At 68.2% G+C, this 15,609-nt stretch carries 13 protein-coding genes and 1 pseudogene; 9 read left to right on the top strand and 5 right to left on the bottom strand.

What is annotated here, in order from left to right; all coding sequences use genetic code 11:
- Positions 1-73: 73 nt before the first annotated feature.
- Positions 74-1,186, top strand: a pseudogene (locus D0C15_RS35090) (MFS transporter); the annotation flags it as partial.
- Positions 1,187-1,400: 214 nt separating this feature from the next.
- Here D0C15_RS35090 and D0C15_RS19405 read toward each other — a convergent pair.
- The 5 genes from D0C15_RS19405 to D0C15_RS19385 all read right to left on the bottom strand — a co-directional run bounded on the left by D0C15_RS19405 (position 1,401) and on the right by D0C15_RS19385 (position 8,272).
- Positions 1,401-3,599 carry an MMPL family transporter gene (locus tag D0C15_RS19405; RefSeq protein ID WP_116047448.1) on the bottom strand — a complete coding sequence of 733 codons (2,199 nt, stop codon included), beginning with the start codon at positions 3,597-3,599 and terminating at the stop codon, positions 1,401-1,403.
- A 99-nt stretch (positions 3,600-3,698) separates the two neighbouring features.
- Complete coding sequence (locus tag D0C15_RS19400) at positions 3,699-5,183, bottom strand: acetyl-CoA acetyltransferase (protein ID WP_116047445.1); 1,485 nt, start codon at positions 5,181-5,183, stop codon at positions 3,699-3,701.
- Between the two features lie 114 nt (positions 5,184-5,297).
- On the bottom strand, positions 5,298-5,924 hold the full coding sequence (locus tag D0C15_RS19395; RefSeq protein WP_116047552.1) for a TetR/AcrR family transcriptional regulator: 627 nt from the start codon (positions 5,922-5,924) through the stop codon (positions 5,298-5,300).
- 87 nt (positions 5,925-6,011) lie between these two features.
- A complete protein-coding gene (locus D0C15_RS19390; protein ID WP_116047443.1) occupies positions 6,012-7,190 on the bottom strand; it encodes a mandelate racemase/muconate lactonizing enzyme family protein in 1,179 nt (392 codons plus the stop codon).
- Positions 7,187-8,272 carry a LacI family DNA-binding transcriptional regulator gene (locus tag D0C15_RS19385; RefSeq protein WP_116047440.1) on the bottom strand — a complete coding sequence of 362 codons (1,086 nt, stop codon included), beginning with the start codon at positions 8,270-8,272 and terminating at the stop codon, positions 7,187-7,189. Before D0C15_RS19385 ends, D0C15_RS19390 begins: the two co-directional genes overlap by 4 nt.
- Before the next feature lie 211 nt (positions 8,273-8,483).
- On the opposite strand from D0C15_RS19385, the gene D0C15_RS19380 reads away from it, so the two are divergent.
- The 8 genes from D0C15_RS19380 to lpdA all read left to right on the top strand — a co-directional run bounded on the left by D0C15_RS19380 (position 8,484) and on the right by lpdA (position 15,557).
- Positions 8,484-9,362: an ABC transporter permease gene (locus tag D0C15_RS19380; protein ID WP_116047437.1), complete on the top strand. Its 879-nt coding sequence runs from the start codon at positions 8,484-8,486 to the stop codon at positions 9,360-9,362.
- A gap of 15 nt (positions 9,363-9,377) precedes the next feature.
- A complete protein-coding gene (locus D0C15_RS19375) occupies positions 9,378-10,397 on the top strand; it encodes an ABC transporter substrate-binding protein (protein ID WP_116047434.1) in 1,020 nt (339 codons plus the stop codon).
- A gap of 3 nt (positions 10,398-10,400) precedes the next feature.
- Positions 10,401-11,234 carry an ABC transporter ATP-binding protein gene (locus tag D0C15_RS19370; protein ID WP_116047431.1) on the top strand — a complete coding sequence of 278 codons (834 nt, stop codon included), beginning with the start codon at positions 10,401-10,403 and terminating at the stop codon, positions 11,232-11,234.
- A gap of 289 nt (positions 11,235-11,523) precedes the next feature.
- On the top strand, positions 11,524-12,498 hold the full coding sequence (locus D0C15_RS19365) for a threonine ammonia-lyase (RefSeq protein WP_116047429.1): 975 nt from the start codon (positions 11,524-11,526) through the stop codon (positions 12,496-12,498).
- A 47-nt stretch (positions 12,499-12,545) separates the two neighbouring features.
- Positions 12,546-12,953 carry a nitroreductase family deazaflavin-dependent oxidoreductase gene (locus tag D0C15_RS19360; protein WP_116047426.1) on the top strand — a complete coding sequence of 136 codons (408 nt, stop codon included), beginning with the start codon at positions 12,546-12,548 and terminating at the stop codon, positions 12,951-12,953.
- Positions 12,954-13,113: 160 nt separating this feature from the next.
- Positions 13,114-13,287, top strand: a complete 174-nt coding sequence (locus tag D0C15_RS34190) for a hypothetical protein (protein WP_162830151.1) — start codon at positions 13,114-13,116, stop codon at positions 13,285-13,287.
- Positions 13,288-13,325: 38 nt separating this feature from the next.
- The gene (locus D0C15_RS19355) at positions 13,326-14,126 is read left to right on the top strand and encodes a lysophospholipid acyltransferase family protein (RefSeq protein ID WP_116047423.1); all 801 of its coding nucleotides are present in this window, start codon (positions 13,326-13,328) and stop codon (positions 14,124-14,126) included.
- Positions 14,127-14,156: 30 nt separating this feature from the next.
- Positions 14,157-15,557, top strand: coding sequence for a dihydrolipoyl dehydrogenase (gene lpdA / locus D0C15_RS19350; RefSeq protein ID WP_116047421.1), 1,401 nt, complete (start codon positions 14,157-14,159; stop codon positions 15,555-15,557).
- Positions 15,558-15,609: the final 52 nt, after the last annotated feature.

Genomic DNA, 15,609 nt, shown 5'->3' with positions numbered 1-15,609 from the left:
GTCGGGTGCGTGGAGTGACGAGTCATGCTAGGCGGCGATCCGTCGAGGATGCTCCCGACCGGAAGGCGGAGATGTGGCACACGGTGACATCGGGCAACCCCCCGCTGTTTCGACGGCAACGACCCAGGTGACAGGGCCGGGATCGACCCGGACCGCGCGCAGGGGACGGCCGTGGCTGACCCTTGTCGCGACGGTGCTCGGCGGGGCGATGGTCGGCCTCGACGGCACCGCGGTCACCATAGCGGCGCCCTATATCTCCGCGTCGGTGGGTGCGACCCTCGGTGAACTGGAGCTGATCGCCAATGCGTATCTGATCGCGCTCGCGATCGGTTTGCTGCCAGCGGGACGATTGGCCGATCGTTTCGGCAGGCGAAAGGTATTCGTCGCCGGCGTTCTCGGTTTCGCTGTCGCATCCGTCGGAATTGCCCTCTCCGGCACTGTTCTGGCGCTTGTTTTGTGTCGTGTTCTTCAAGGATTTGCCGGCGCGTTGTTGCAACCCGCAGCCCTCGCATTGCTGCGCAATGCATTTCCTGTCGAAAAAATCGGACTTCCACTGGGAATCTGGGGCGGGGCCAATGCGCTGGCGATCGGCCTCGGCCCGGTGATCGCAGGGGTGATCGTCCAGGGTTTCGACTGGCCCGCCGTCTTCCTGCTCAACGTTCCGGTTGCCGCGATCGTGCTCGGCATCACCGCTTACGCCGTCGCCGAGTCGGCAGGCGGGAAGAAGGAGCGCAAGGGGGTGTTGCGGTCGCTGCTGCGGCTGCGTGCCGTGCACGTGGGATCGGTTCTCGTCGGATTCACCTCGTTTGCGGTGTTCGCGCTGCTTTTCCTGCTCACGCTGTTCCTGCAGAACGTCAAGGGCCTGCCCCCGATCCAGGCGGGTGCGTGGATGCTCCCGCCGACCTGTGTCGTGGTGCTGTCGGCGCCACTCGGTGGGCTGCTGGCCCAGCGGTTCGGTCCGCGTATCCCGGTCGCCACCGGGTTCGTGCTCATCGCCGTCGGGCTGGCCGGAATCGCGTCACTGCAGGCCGGAGCCGAGTTCACCGACCTGCTCTATCCCGGTGCGCTTGTCGGTTTCGGCGTGGGGATGAGTGTGATCGCGGCGACGGAGGCCATGCTCGCGGCCACACCGGAGGAGGAGACGGGCACCGTTTCGGCGGTGCAGCAGGTCGCCAGCCAGGCCGGCGGTGTGCTCGGCATCGTGACCGTCGGCGCCGTGATGTCCTGGCAGGTGCTGCGGTCGCTGCCGAACCGGATCGCCGAGGCGGGGCTGCCCGCACCGATCGGTGACGCGGTCCTGAGCGGAGCCGACTCTGTCACTCAGGGAAATGTGCCCGCCGGCTTCGAGGGCGGGCAGACCGCGCTGTCGAGCGCGGTGCGGACGATCAGCGCGCTGGGTTTCACCGACGGGATGGGGGCAGCCCTGCTGGTGGTCGCGGGCGTCGCTCTCCTCGGTGCGCTGCTCGCGCTGGTGCTGCCGCGGCAGCACCCTGCTGAACTCGCCGCGGCGGGCCAGGACGCCGCCGAGTCTTCGGCTTCGCCGCAAGACGACTCGGCCACCAGATGACTCTCCCGAGATCCACGGCGAGTGCGGGCACCAGCAGGGAACGCACCACGAATGTGTCCAGCAGGACACCGAAGGCGACCAGGAACGCGATCTGCGCCAGGAACAGCACCGGGATCACCGCCAGGGCGGCGAACGTCGCGGCCAGCACGACACCGGCAGAGGTGATCACCCCACCCGTGACGCGCAATGCGCTCAGCGTGCCCTCCGCGGTGCCCAGTAGCACGGCTTCCTCACGCGCCCTGGTCATCAGGAAGATGTTGTAGTCGATCCCGAGCGCCACGAGGAACACGAAGGCGTACAGCGGGATCGCCGGATCCGCTCCGGGAAAGCCGAACACGTCGTTGAACACCAACGCTCCGACACCGAGGGTGGCCGCGAACGACAGGACCACGGTGGCGATCAGCAGCAACGGGGCCAGCAGTGAACGCAGCAGCAGCGCCAGCACCGCGAAGATCACCACCAGCACGATCGGGATGATCGCGTTGCGGTCGTGTGTGGCCGCGGCCAGCATGTCGGTCTGCTGTGCGGTCTGTCCGCCGACCTTGGCTTCGGCTCCTGGGATGTCGTGCAGGGTGTCGCGCAGCGAGTCGACCACCGCGACCGCCTCGTCGGAGTCGGCCGCGGCCAGCAGGGTCGCGTTGATCTCGACGAACCCGCCCGCCACCCGAGGTCCTGCCGCGGGGTTCGCCGGGTCGAAGGGCGTCGCCATCGCGTCGACGACGCCATCGGTCGCGCGGGTGGTGGCGAGTACCTCGTCGGCGGCGCCCGCATCGGCGATGATCACGACGGGACTGCCGGTTCCGCCGGGGAAGTGCGCGGAGAGCACGTCCTGCCCGCGCACCGCGTCGACCTCCTCCAGGAAGAGCGCCTGCTGGGAGGTTCCCTCCGCCTGCAGGGACGGTACGAACGCGACACCGGCGAGCAACACCAGTGCGGTCACCACCCACGTCCACCTCGGCCGCCTGCGGACCAGGACGGCCAGCGCGTCGAACACGCCGTGGGTGGTCCTGCGGTGCTTGCGGGGAACCGGATCCTGGGGCCAGAATCCGGCCCTGCCGAACAGCAGCAGCGCGGCGGGCAGGAAGGTCAGCGAGGCCAGCAGCGCACCGGCGATACCGATGGAGACCACGGGCCCGAGACTGCGATTGCTGGTCAGTTCGCTGACCAGCATGCAAAGCATCCCCAGGATCACGGTGCCGCCGGAGGCGAGAATCGGCTCGAGCGAGGACCGCCACGCGGTGCGCATCGCGTCGGCGGCGAGCGCCTGCCGCGTCAGTTCCTCCCGGTAACGCGCCACCAGCAGCAGTGCGTAGTCGGTGGCGGCGCCGAACACCAGGATCAACAGGATGCCCTGTGTCTGGCCGTTCAGAACCAGCGGACCGTCTTCGGCGAGCCAGTAGATCACCGCGGAGGAGGTGCACAGGGCCAGCCCAGCGGAGAGCAGCACGATCACCGGCAACAGGGGACTGCGGTAGACCAGGATCAGGATCAGTGCCACCGCGCATGCCGTGACCAGCAGCAGCATCCCGTCGATGTGCCCGAACACCTCGGCGAAGTCCGCGTTGTACCCACCGGGACCGGTGACCAGGGTCGTCAGCCCGCCCGGCAGGCCCTGCTCCAGGTCCTGGCGGATGTCCCTGACGGTCTCGCTCGCGGTGAACGGGTCCGCTCCGGACAACGGCAGGATCAGCTGCGCCGCCTGTCCGTCGTCGCTGGGCAACGGTGGTGAGGGCGGTGCCTGCAGGCCAGGGGTGTTCGCGAGTTCGGCGGCTTTCGCCCGGATCGCGGCGGTGTCCGCCGGGGTGAGCCCGCTCGTGCGCTCGAAGACGACGACGGTGGGCAGGATCCGGCTGTCGGCGAAGTTCTCCTGCAGCTCTGTCACTTCGGTGGATTCGGCGGTGGCAGGCAGGAACGAGCCGGGATCGTTGCTCTGGATCTCGCTCAGCTTGCCGAGGAACGGGCTGCCCGCCGCACCGACGGCGAGCCAGAGCAGGACGAGGAGCGCGGGCACCACCCAGCGCACGACACGCATGTCACCCCTCGGTTCCTAGACGACTTGCAGGGCACCTTACTGAGCGGTTCGCGGATCAGGCGATTCGCGGCTGGTGATTCGTCGAGTTCGGCGCGGGAGTCAGCCGGGGACGCGGAACTCCGGCGACGCTGGCGGCCCCAGTTCGACCTTCGTGCCGAGCGGGTCGCCGTCCAGCAACGCGGCGATGGTCTCGGATGACTCACTGGCCGCGACCGCTCTGCTGCCGTCGGGCAGGCCGCAGACCACGATCGCGCGTTCTGGCTCTCCCGACCTGCCGTAGACCACGGTGTAGGTCTCGATCGTCGCGGCACCGGTGGCCTCTGTCGTGATCTCGCGCCGGGGCAACCGGGAGACCTCGGTGGTCCGGTCGTGGTGGGCGTAGGGCGTGGCGGGCGGTCGCCCGGAGAGCAACACGGCCGCGTGCTTGGTCAGGTACCAGCCGACAGCGGTGGCGAGCCCGTACTGGTCCGGTTCCGCTCTGAGCCGATCGGCCAGGGTGGCCACCGAGTGGGTCACGTAGTTGCTGCCAGGGCCACCCGCGAAGGTGAGACCACCGGTCGTCGTCGGTGGCCTGCTCCTGTCGGTGAGATCCGCGCGGTGCAGGCCCAGTTCCGTCGCGGCGACCTGTACGGCGGAGGGGAAGCACGAGTAGATGTCGAGGTGGGCGATGTCGCCGATACCGACGCCGGTGTGTGTGAACACGGCCTCACCGACGGCGGCGATGGCTGGGGAGCGGTGCAGTTGCGGGCGCTGCGAGGGGAACCAGTGGTCGTTGGCGGCGGCGGTCGTGTGCACGAAGACCCAGTTCGATGGTGCGATGCCCGCCGCGCGGGCGGTCTCCACCGAGCAGACCACCAGCGCGGCGGCCTGGTCGACGAAGATGTTCGCGGTCATGAGCTTGCGGTATGGCGCCGCGGCCATCCGGTTGCGCGGTCCCGCCTTCGCGATCTCGTCCGCGCTCGGTGCCTCGCGCATCGCCGCATGCGGATTGCCGGCCGCCACGTCGGCGAAGCCCGCCCACAGCTCGGCGAGCCAGTTCACGTGCTCGTCGGTGTCGCTACCGGCTTCCGCGCGGATGGCGTTCTCGAACAGTGGGTAGAACGCGACCGGGATGAGCAACTTCGCGGCAGCCTCCGCCGCGTGCTGCGGTTCGCGGTCGATGCCCAGCATCCGGGTCGGCGCCGTACCGTCCGGCTGTTTCGGCCCACCGCCGTACCTGCCGCCGAACAGGGCCTTGACCGCCTCGCCCCCGGTGATCAGCGCGGCGTCCAGCTGTCCCGCGCCGATTCGGCCCGCCGCATCGGAGAGCAGGTCCAGTGGGCTCGTGCCGCTGGTGTGGGTGTAGAGGGTTTCGGCGGGGGAGATGCCGAGGTCCTCGGCGAGCAGTGCGCCCGGGTCGGCCGTTCCCCAGGAGAAGCTGTCCACCACGCCAAGCGACTGGATGCGGCCCAGCACGCCGGGAGCGCCCGTGTCGGTGACGGCGGCCTCGACCGCCAGTCGCATCAGTTCCCGTGGCGAGGTGGGAGAACTGTCCCGCCAGGTGTGCTGGCCGACGCCGACGATGACCGGGGTTCTCGGATCCACGAGGTCACGCTAACAGCTACTGACCTTGCGCTTATCAAATGATCGTTCGGCATGCGGGTGCGGCTACCGTGCGCGTGTCGCTTGCACTCGCGATGCCAACAGGGTCGCCGCTGGTTACCGTTGCGCGCGCTGTACTGCCGGAAACACGTCGCCGATCAGCGTGAGAAGTGACCTGCTGAGCAACAGGTGCACCTCATCGCGGTTGAGCGCTCCGCGTACCAGCCACTCCCTGCCCGCGGCCTTGACCATCCCGCCATAGGCTCGGACCAGGGCATTCAGTTCGTCCCGGCGATCGTCGTCCGGGTCGACGCCGACCGCCTCGAGCACGCGGTCGGCCGATTCCCGGTCGGCGTCGGAGAGGATGCGTTCGACCTCGGTGTCTCGCCCGATGCCCTCCGGTGCGGTGGCGGCGAGCCACATCTTCTCCTGTTTGGTGATCATGTCCAGGAACCACTCGACCGCGGCGTCCACCCTGCGGTCGAGCGAACCTTCCGGCAGCAACTCGACCGCGAAGTGCGGCACGGTCATGGCGCGGCGGACCACCGCGAGGTACAACTCACGCTTCGTGCCGAAGTAGTGGTTGATCAGGCCGCGGGCCACTCCGGCGCGGGATGCGATGTCCGATGTGGACACATCGGCGTACGGGCGCTCGCCGAAGAGATCGGCCGCGCAGGTGAAGATCTGCTCCCGGCGCTCGTCGGGCTCCAGTCTTCGCCACTTGGGCGCCGATTCGGTACTCATGGTGAGCATCTTGTCACGTTCGTCACACCCGCACGACGTGACGGCTCTGACCGTCCGGGCGGCCAGCGTTCCCGCTCGACGGCGTTCTCAGCACGCCTGTCGCGTCAGCACGTCGGTCGCCAGTTCGCGGACCACCTGCTCATCCACTTCGACACCGAGGCCGGGCCCCGTCGGCACATTCGCGAAGCCGGCACTGATCAGCACGGTCTCGCCGGTGGCGTAGACCGAATCGACGAACTGGCGGCCGTTGAGGTCCACCGGGGTCTCGATGCCAAAGGCCGCGAACAGGTGCAGCGACGCCGCGAGGCCCAGATCGGAGTCGGTCAGCCCGGACCCCATCAGGGAGACGCCGCTGTCCTGCGCGAGCGCGCACAGCCTGCGCGACAGGGTGAGGCCGCCACTGCGCTGGACCTTCGCGATCGCGATGTCGACGGCGTCCAGCCGGACAAACGTGGCCAGGTCGCTGGGGTGCCGCAGACTCTCGTCGAGAGCGACGGGAACCACGCAGTCCCTTCGCAGCCTGCGCAGTCCGGCCACGTCGTTCGCGGGCAGTGGTTGTTCGAAGGCGTGCACGTCGAGTTCGGCGAGTTCACGCGCCACACGCAGCGCGGCACTCGCCGAGTACGCCTGGTTCGCGTCCACCCACAACGGCGCGTCCGGTGCCGCTTCCCGCACCGAGCGGACCACATCGAGGTCCGTCCGTTCGTCGTGCAGGCCGATCTTCACCTTGACCGCCCGATACCCGAGTTCCCTGCCCTCCGCGACCCGGTCGGCGACCTCGCCCGCCGACTGGCCGGACACCATCCAGCCCAGCTCGACCGTCTCCTGCCTGCGCTGACCCCAGAGCACGCCGACCGGAACGCCGAGTGCCCGCCCGAGCAGGTCGTGCAACGCGATGTCGACGGCGGCCTTGGCCAGCGGCGCGCCGATGGAGAATCCCCGGTTGATCGCCCGGTCGAAGGCCCTGGTCACGCCGTCTAGATCCCAGCAGGGGATGCCGAGCACCGCGGGTGCCAGGTAGCGGTCGATGGTGGTGACGATCGACTCGGTGGTCTCGTAGGTCCAGGCCGGAATCGGCGTCGCCTCGCCCCAGCCCGTGACGCCGTCCGCGCTGATCTTCACCAGTACCCGCACACTCGGCGTGCCCTGGGTCGCGACCGCGCCACCGGCTACCCCGAACGAGCGGATGGTCGGCAGCTCGACCGCGAAGGTCTCGATCCTGTCGATGGTCAGTCCGGTGAGGCCCGCGCCGTCAGGTCGAGTCATCGCGTCGCACCGTTCTCCGCATCGCGGGTGCCGCTGCCGTCGCGAGCCGGCGAAGGCGGTGGGGCGGTGCTGCCGCGCAGGACGACCTCGCCCGCCATCCGCAGGATCCGGCTCCGGGAGCTCGTGGTGTCCCGTACCGCGAGCTCCATCGCCCGCTCGCCGAGTTTCTCCAGTGGCAGCGCGACCGTGGTCAGTGGTGGCAGAAGATCGCGGACGACCGGGATGTCGTCGAATCCCGCGAGGGAGAGATCGTCCGGAACGGACAGTCCCGCTTCGCGTGCAGCGGTCAACGCGCCGATGGCCATGACGTCGGTGACGGCGAAGACGCAGGTCGGCTCCAGCCCCCTGGAAATCAGCTCACTCATCGCGGCGTGTCCGCCGTCCCTGGTGAACGGTGCCTCGACGATGGCCCGTTCGTCGAGTTCCACCCCGGCTTCCGCGAGCGCCTCCCGGAATCCGCCGAGCCGGTCCACGACCGTGGTCAGCGCACGCGGGCCGGTGAGCACGGCGAACCGGCGGTGCCCGAGTGCGAGCAGGGCGCGGGCCAGCGCGGCCGCACCCTCCCGGTTCTCCGGCTGCACGGTGTCCACGCGCAGGCTCCGGTGCCTGCTGACGACCGCGACCTGCCCGCCGCCCCGCCGGTAGGGATCGATCTCCGCCGCCAGCGCCCGTTCCCAGGCGCGGTCCTCGAACCCGGAACCGATCAGCAGGATCGCCGACGCCCGCTGGGCCCGCAGGGTCGAGACGTAGGCGATCTCCTTCTGCGGATCCCGGAACGTGCTGGCGAGCATCACCAGCAGGCCGTTCTCGCCTGCCACTCGCATGATTCCACGGGCCACCCCGGCGAAGTAGGGGTCGCTGACGTCGTGGCAGATGACGCCTACGGTGCGGTGTGTCGCGCCGGCCAGTGCCTGTGCGTGCGCGTTCGGCGTGTACGCGAGTTCGGCCGCCGCCGCCAACACCCGGTCGCGCAGGTCGGACTTGACCTTGGTGGTCCCGTTGAGCGCGCGGGATGCCGTCGCGAGGGAGACCTCGGCGGCACGGGCTACGTCCTCGAGTGTCACGTGTGGCCGGTCGTTCATCCGCCCTGTCCTCTGTTCGCGTAGTGAGGTGCCGTCCCCGGGGCCGGGGACGAAGTCCTTGACCGGTTCACCGGGTATGCCTACTCTACCTGAAAGCGCATTCAGAAAGCGCATTCATCCGACACCGAACGAGCGAAGTCTCCCGATGTTCCGGCGAGCCGGACATCAGGTTAACGTGCCAGGCCAGTGTGGGCCTGCGGAGGCGAGGGTCATGGTCACGCACACCCCTGCGGACGGTCTCGACCGGACGGCGAACAGCGCACCCGGCGGGGTGGCCGAACGACAACGGCCCGGCCTGCCCCAGCGCGCGGCCGGCCTCGCCGAGCGTGTCTGGCGGCCGTTCGCGCTCCTGCTCGGAATCTTCGCCCTCTGGTGGCTGGTGACCGCGGCGGAGTGGATCGAGCCCTACCTGGTGCCCTCGCCCGCGGACACCATCGGAGCGATCACCGCCAACCCGGACTACTTCTGGGAGCACACCTGGACGACCGGATACGAGACGCTGCTCGGTTTCGTGATCGCGGCGGCGATCGGCGTGTTCGCCGCCGTGGTGATGGTGTACTCCTCGACGATCGAGAAGACGCTGTACCCGCTGTTGTTGTTCGCACAGGTGATTCCGAAGATCGCGATCGCGCCGCTGTTCGTGGTCTGGCTCGGGTTCGGGCTGGGCCCGAAGATCGTCGTCGCGGTACTGATGGCGTTCTTCCCCGTGGTGATCTCGATGGTCACCGGCCTGAAGTCGATCGATCCGGAGATGCTGCAACTGTCGGCCACGATGGGGGCCAAACCCGCGCAGACGTTCTGGAAGATCCGTTTTCCCGCATCACTACCGCATCTTTTCTCCGGTCTGAAGGTCGCGGCCACGATGGCCGTCACCGGAGCGGTGGTCGGTGAGTTCGTCGGAGCGGATGCCGGGCTCGGGTTCGTGATCCTGCAGGCCAACGGAAACCTCGACACCCCGGTGCTCTTCGCCGGTTTGCTGGTCATGTCGCTGCTGGGGGTGCTGCTGTTCGTGGTGGTGGAGTGGGCCGAGCACCTCCTGCTCCCGTGGCAGGCGAGTCGCCGCACGGACACCGTCACGACAACGATGTAGACAGGGAGAACGTTGATGAAGGTTCGTGCAGTCACCGCCTGCGCCGCCGCTGTGCTGCTGCTGGCCGCCGGATGTGGTGGGTCGGAACCCGCCACCACGACAAACTCGGAGGGAAAGCAACTGGATCGCGTCACCCTGACGCTGAACTGGTACCCCTACGGCGAACACGCGCCGTTCTACTACGGCAAGTCCGAGGGCATCTTCGAGGAGCACGGCATCGACCTGGAGATCAGGGCAGGCCAGGGCTCACAGAAGACCGTTCAGGCAACCGCGGCGGGGCAGACGGACTTCGGCTGGGCGGACACTCCTGCGCTGCTCGCCGGGGTCAGTCAGGGACTTGACGTGAAAAGCGTCGGTGTCTTCCTGCAGACGACGCCCTCCTCGGTGCAGTTCTTCAGCGAGCAGGGCATCGAATCGCCGGCCGACCTGAAGGGTAAGACCATCGCGAGCACCGCGGGCGACGCGCTGAGCCGGACCTTCCCCGCGTTCCTCAAGGCCAACGGTCTCGCCGAGGGTGATGTGTCGCTGCAGAACACCGACGCCGCGGGAAAGATGGCCGCGGTCATGTCGGGACAAACCGACGCGTTGCTCGGCTACGCCACCGACCAGGGGCCGACTATGCAGGAGAAGGCCGGAAAGCCGGTGTCCTACCTGCGGTTCGCCGACCATGGCCTGAGTTTCTACAGCAACGGGCTGCTCACCTCCCTGGAGACGCTGGAGAACCAGGAGGACCTCGTGCGGCGGATGGTGGCCGCGTCCAGTGAGGCGTGGACGGCGGCCGCGGCCGACCAGGACGCCGCGGTTTCGGCCATGGAGGGCGCCTCCGAGCAACTGCCGTCCACCCGGGTGCTCTCCGAGCAGTTCGCCAGCACGCTGGAGCTGTTGCACACCGAGGCCACGCAAGGTTTGGCGCCGGGTGTCAACGACGAGGCCGACTGGCAGCAGACGATCGACATCTTCGCCGAGGCAGGCGTGATCGAGAACGCGGAGGCGCCCAGCGCGTACTGGGACGCCGGTCTGGCACCGAAGGGATAACGGATGAGGCCAGGAAACAGCACCGCCGAGCGGGCCGAGTTCTCGGGCGAAGCACACGTGGGAACGACGGCCGCGGTGGAACTGGACGACGTCGCGGTGCGGTTCCGCACGAAGCGGAAGGACGTGACCGCGCTCAGCGACGTGACGCTCCGGGTAGAGCAGGGCGAGTTCGTCGCGATCGTCGGCCCTTCCGGCTGCGGTAAGTCCACATTGCTCAAACTGGCCTCCGGGCTGCTGCGGCCGTCGAGCGGTCAGGTACGGCTGCTCGGTGATTCCGTGGCCGGTCCGCGGCGCGATATCGGTTATGTGTTCCAACGGGCCGCCTTGCTCGACTGGCGTTCGGCGCGGCGAAACATCCTGCTACAGGCCGAAATGCGCCGGATGCCGAGAGAGGAGGCAGCTCGCCGCACCGATGAGCTGATCGAGATGACCGGGCTCACCGGCTTCGGGGACGCCTACCCGCACGAGCTCTCCGGCGGTATGCAGCAGCGGGTGGCGCTGTGCCGCGCGCTGCTGCACCGGCCCCCGGTCCTGCTCATGGACGAGCCGTTCGGCGCCCTGGACGCACTGACCAGAGAGCAGATGAACGTCGAGCTGCGGCGCATCTGGCAGGAGACCGGCACGACCGTCCTGTTGGTGACGCACTCGATCGCGGAGGCGGTTTATCTCGCCGACCGCGTGGTCATGATGACCGCGCGGCCCGGCACGGTGGCCGGGGTGATCGACGTCGATCTCCCGGCGAACCGGGACTACGGCGCGACCATGGCCGAGCCCGAGTTCGCCAGGGCCACCAAGCAGATCAGGGCCCACCTGGGGGCCGCCTCCGCTGCCGACTGAGGTCGGCAGGTAGCACCGAACAATCAGTACAGCTGCGCCCACAACTGAATACCCGGCGATCAGGCACGTCCGAGTAAGCGCTTTCAACGACTACTCAACGGAGAGAATCGCATGACCGGCCGGCGAAGCCGCTGGTCAGCGCGAGCCGTAGCTACGAGTATCTGCGCAACATGCGGTTCTGAGCTGGTCCGAGAACCATCCGAGACAGCGGCGCGGGCACGTCTGCCGGGACGTGTCCGCGCCGCTCCTTACGGCGTCATCCGGCTGCCGTTTCCGGCACACTGGTGGCGTGCAACTGGTGAACATCGAGGACATCCGGGACGCAGCCGAGCGCATTCGCCACGCTGTCGTCCACACTCCACTCCTACCGTGTCCCTGGGCCGATCCGGACCGGCCGCTCTGGTTGAAACCGGAGAGCCTCCAGCCGATCGGTGCTTTCAAACTGCGCGGCGCCACGAACGCGATCGCCCGGCTTGACGAGAACGCCCGTGCTCGCGGCGTCGTGGCCTACTCCAGCGGCAATCACGCGCAGGCCGTCGCATACGCGGCGCGAGCCGTCGGCGTCAAGGCTCACATCGTGATGCCGGACGTGACTCCGCAGGTCAAGATCGACCGGACGCGCGACTACGGTGCCGAGGTCGTGCTCGTACCCATCGCCGAGCGGGAGTCGGCCGCCGCGGAGATCGTCGAGCGGATCGGTTGTGTGCTGGTCCCGCCGTTCGACCATCCCGACGTCATCGCCGGGCAGGGGACGGCCGGGCTGGAGATCGGTACCGACCTGCCTGACGTGGAACTCGTGCTCATTCCGGTCAGCGGTGGCGGTCTCGCGTCCGGAGTGGGCACCGCGATCAGGGCGTTGTGCCCGAATGCGGCCGTTTTCGGTGTGGAGCCCGAGCTGGCGGGTGACGCCAGGGAGAGCCTGCTGGCCGGCTCGCTGGTGGACTGGCCGATCGAGGACAGGGCGCGGACCGTGGCCGACGGCCTGCGTTCGCAGCCGTCTGAACTGACCTTCGCGCACCTGCGCACAGTGCTCGACGGGATCGTGACTGTCGGCGAGGACCAGATCCGCTCGGCGATGTCGGTGCTCGCCCGCAAGGGCAGGCTGGTGGCCGAGCCCAGCGGCGCCGTCGGACTTGCCGCGTACCTCGATCACGCCGCCGAACTTCCGGTTGGCCGCACGGTCGTGGTGGTTTCCGGCGGCAACGTGGAACCGACGCTGCTGGCCGACGTGCTCGGGCAGCGGGCAGCGGGTTCGTCGCAGTAGCGTGGCTGGGTAGTTGAGTTCTCACGAGTTGGCTGAAAGGAAGGTCCATGCTGTTCGGTGACGAGCACGTTCGGCGCTACGAGGAGACCGACGGCGAGGTCGGGCACATCTGGGAGAAGGGTGCCCCTGTCCTGATCCTGACCACGAAGGGGCGCAAAACCGGTGAGGACCGCAAGTTCGCCCTGATCTACCAGGAACACGAGGGCAATCACGTCGTGGTCGCATCGAAGGGCGGCGCAGACACCCACCCTGGCTGGTACCTGAACCTGCAGGCGAACCCCGAGGTCGGCGTGCAGGTCGGTGCGGACAAGTTCACCGCGAGGGCACGTACGGCCGACAGCGAGGAGAAGGCCTCGGTGTGGCCGAGGCTGGTGTCGGTCTGGCCGGACTACGACGAGTACCAGAAGAAGACCGATCGGGAGATTCCCGTGGTCATCCTGGAACGCGCTTCCTGAGCCGGACGACGAACGCACCCTCCCGCGGCCGATGCCCCGGGAGGGTGTTCGGTTGCCAGGGCCGCTAACGTGGAACACGCTTGTCGGTTCTCAGGCCACCGCTTCTTCTGCAACCGCTTCGTCACACACCGTCGCCCAGCTGTCCGAGGGGATGAGGAAGATGTCGCAGCAGTCGTCCGTCGATGTCGCCGGTCTGTTGGCGAAACTCGCCGAGGCGCAACACGGCGCCGAGCGCGGCGAGCTGGACCCGGCCGAACTCCCGGGACTGGTCCGCGCGCAACGTGTTGTGCGTGAGCTGGCCGGCTGGCCCGTCGAGGCCGATTCCGACCGATAGCGTCCCATCCACCCACCACCAACGGACGAATTCCGCACATGCTGTTGCTGCGCAGACCCCGGTTCCGCTGGGTCAAGCTGAATGTTGACGCCGCCAACCCCGAGAAATCACCCCTGACCAGGACACAGGCGATGCGGCTCGGACTGCGCTTCCCGCGCAGGGAGCGCGGCCGGTGGTTCGGCTTCGCCATCGACCTCATCTGGCCGTTGCTGGTGCTGGGGGCGCGCTTGCGCTTCCGTGGGACCGAACACCTGCCGAAGGACGGCGGAGTGCTGGTGGCGTCGAACCACCTGTCCTTCGCCGACCCGGTCACGATGACCGCCTTCTGTCTCGCGGGTGGCCGGGTGCCTCGTTATCTCGCGAAGTCGGAGTTGTGGTCGGGCCGGGTCGTGGGTTCGGTGATGAGTTCGGGCAAGCACATCCCCGTGCAACGCGATGCCGGGGCCAGGGCCGCCTACCTCGCCTACAAGGCGGCGGTGGACGCCGTGCGGGACGGCGAGTGCGTGGTCGTGTTCCCGGAGGCAGGGTTCTCCACTCGCGACGACGGCTGGCCGAGCGAGGGCAAGGCGGGGCTGGCGAAAGTGGCGCTCACCACAGGCGTTCCGGTCGTTCCGGTGGCCAACTGGGGCACGCACCACCTGCTGCCGCCGGACGCGAAACTGCCCAAGGTCTTCCCGAGGCGTTCGGTGACCCTGGTGGCGGGACCGCCGGTGGACCTGTCCGATCTGGCCGGCCCGCGCCCGACCAGCAGCGCGGTCGCAGAGGCGAACGCGCGGGTCATGGCCGCGGTCACCGAGCTGCTCGCAGAGGTGCGCGGAGAGTCCCCGCCTGCTGCGTAACCGGGCGCCGAGGCGGCATAATCGGCGGACATGAGCGAACATTTCGGCGTGGTGGTGCTGGGTTCCGGTCCGGGTGGTTACACGGCCGCCGTACGAGCCGCGCAACTGGGTTTCGACACCGCGATCATCGAAGGCCGGTTCTGGGGCGGGGTCTGCCTGAACGTCGGGTGTATCCCGTCCAAGGCACTGCTGCGCAACGCAGAGCTGGCCCACCTGTTCCACAACGAGGCACGCACCTACGGAATCCAGGTCGACGGACAGGTGACCTTCGACTACGGCGCGGCGTACCAGCGCAGCCGCAAGGTGGCCGACGGTCGCGTCAAGGGCGTCAACTTCCTGATGAAGAAGAACGCGATCACGCAGTTCAACGGCTGGGGCAGTTTCACCGACGCGAACACGATCACAGTGCGGAACGCGGACGGTGAGACCGAGACGGTGACCTTCGACCACTGCATCATCGCCTCCGGCGCCACCACGAAGCTGCTGCCGGGCACGTCGCTGTCCGAGCGCGTGGTGACCTACGAGGAGCAGATCCTCGACGCCGAGCTGCCGGAGAGCATCGTCATCGCCGGGGCGGGTGCCATCGGTGTCGAGTTCGCCTACGTGCTGCACAACTACGGCGTGCAGGTGACCATCGTCGAGTTCCTGGACCGGATGGTGCCGTTGGAGGACGAGGAGGTCTCCGCCGAGCTCGCACGGCGTTACCGGAGGCTGGGCATCGAGGTGCTCACGTCCACGCGGGTGGAGTCGATCGACGACACCGGCGACAGGGTGGTCGTCACCGTGTCCAAGGACGGCGAACAGCGGAAGATCGAGACGGACAAGGTGCTGCAGGCCATCGGTTTCCAGCCGCGGGTCGAGGGATTCGGGCTCGAAGCGGCCGGTGTCCGGCTGACCGAGCGGGGTGCCATCGATGTGGACGCGCGGTGCCGGACGAACGTGCCGCACATCTTCGCGATCGGTGACGTGACCGCGAAACTGATGCTGGCGCATGCCGCGGAGTCCATGGGGATCGTTGCAGCGGAGACGATCGCCGACGCGGAGACCATGGAACTGGACTACCAGATGATCCCGAGGGCGACCTACTGCCAGCCGCAGATCGCCAGCTTCGGCTGGACCGAGTCCGAGGCCAGGGACCAGGGATTCGATGTGCAGGTGGCGAAGTTCCCGTTCTCCGCCAACGGAAAGGCGCACGGCCTCGGCGACACCGTCGGATTCGTCAAGGTCATCAGCGATGCCAAGTACGGCGAGCTCCTCGGCGCACATCTGATCGGACCCGAGGTGACCGAGCTGCTGCCCGAGCTGACCCTGGCCCAGCAGTGGGACCTCACGGTGCACGAGGTCGGCCGCAACGTCCATGCCCACCCGACCCTTGGCGAGGCGGTGAAGGAAGCCGTACACGGGCTGGCCGGACACATGATCAACATGTGAGCGCAGATCCTCCACCATCGAGCGATTGCCTCTCGAACGTTTGTTCGAGATA

Source organism: Amycolatopsis palatopharyngis (genome assembly GCF_003385185.1).
GTDB lineage: Bacteria > Actinomycetota > Actinomycetes > Mycobacteriales > Pseudonocardiaceae > Amycolatopsis > Amycolatopsis palatopharyngis.
This window is presented reverse-complemented; position numbering and strand designations above follow the sequence as displayed.

What these genes read in the sequence shown, in the direction of transcription:
- D0C15_RS19385 (WP_116047440.1), bottom strand. Translation starts at nt 8,272, where the DNA reads ATGAACGACCGGCCACACGTGACACTCGAGGACGTAGCCCGTGCCGCC.
- D0C15_RS34190 (WP_162830151.1), top strand. Translation starts at nt 13,114, where the DNA reads ATGTCGCAGCAGTCGTCCGTCGATGTCGCCGGTCTGTTGGCGAAACTC.
- D0C15_RS19370 (WP_116047431.1), top strand. Translation starts at nt 10,401, where the DNA reads ATGAGGCCAGGAAACAGCACCGCCGAGCGGGCCGAGTTCTCGGGCGAA.
- D0C15_RS19380 (WP_116047437.1), top strand. Translation starts at nt 8,484, where the DNA reads ATGGTCACGCACACCCCTGCGGACGGTCTCGACCGGACGGCGAACAGC.
- D0C15_RS19395 (WP_116047552.1), bottom strand. Translation starts at nt 5,924, where the DNA reads ATGAGTACCGAATCGGCGCCCAAGTGGCGAAGACTGGAGCCCGACGAG.
- D0C15_RS19390 (WP_116047443.1), bottom strand. Translation starts at nt 7,190, where the DNA reads ATGACTCGACCTGACGGCGCGGGCCTCACCGGACTGACCATCGACAGG.
- D0C15_RS19375 (WP_116047434.1), top strand. Translation starts at nt 9,378, where the DNA reads ATGAAGGTTCGTGCAGTCACCGCCTGCGCCGCCGCTGTGCTGCTGCTG.
- D0C15_RS19355 (WP_116047423.1), top strand. Translation starts at nt 13,326, where the DNA reads ATGCTGTTGCTGCGCAGACCCCGGTTCCGCTGGGTCAAGCTGAATGTT.
- lpdA (WP_116047421.1), top strand. Translation starts at nt 14,157, where the DNA reads ATGAGCGAACATTTCGGCGTGGTGGTGCTGGGTTCCGGTCCGGGTGGT.
- D0C15_RS19360 (WP_116047426.1), top strand. Translation starts at nt 12,546, where the DNA reads ATGCTGTTCGGTGACGAGCACGTTCGGCGCTACGAGGAGACCGACGGC.
- D0C15_RS19405 (WP_116047448.1), bottom strand. Translation starts at nt 3,599, where the DNA reads ATGCGTGTCGTGCGCTGGGTGGTGCCCGCGCTCCTCGTCCTGCTCTGG.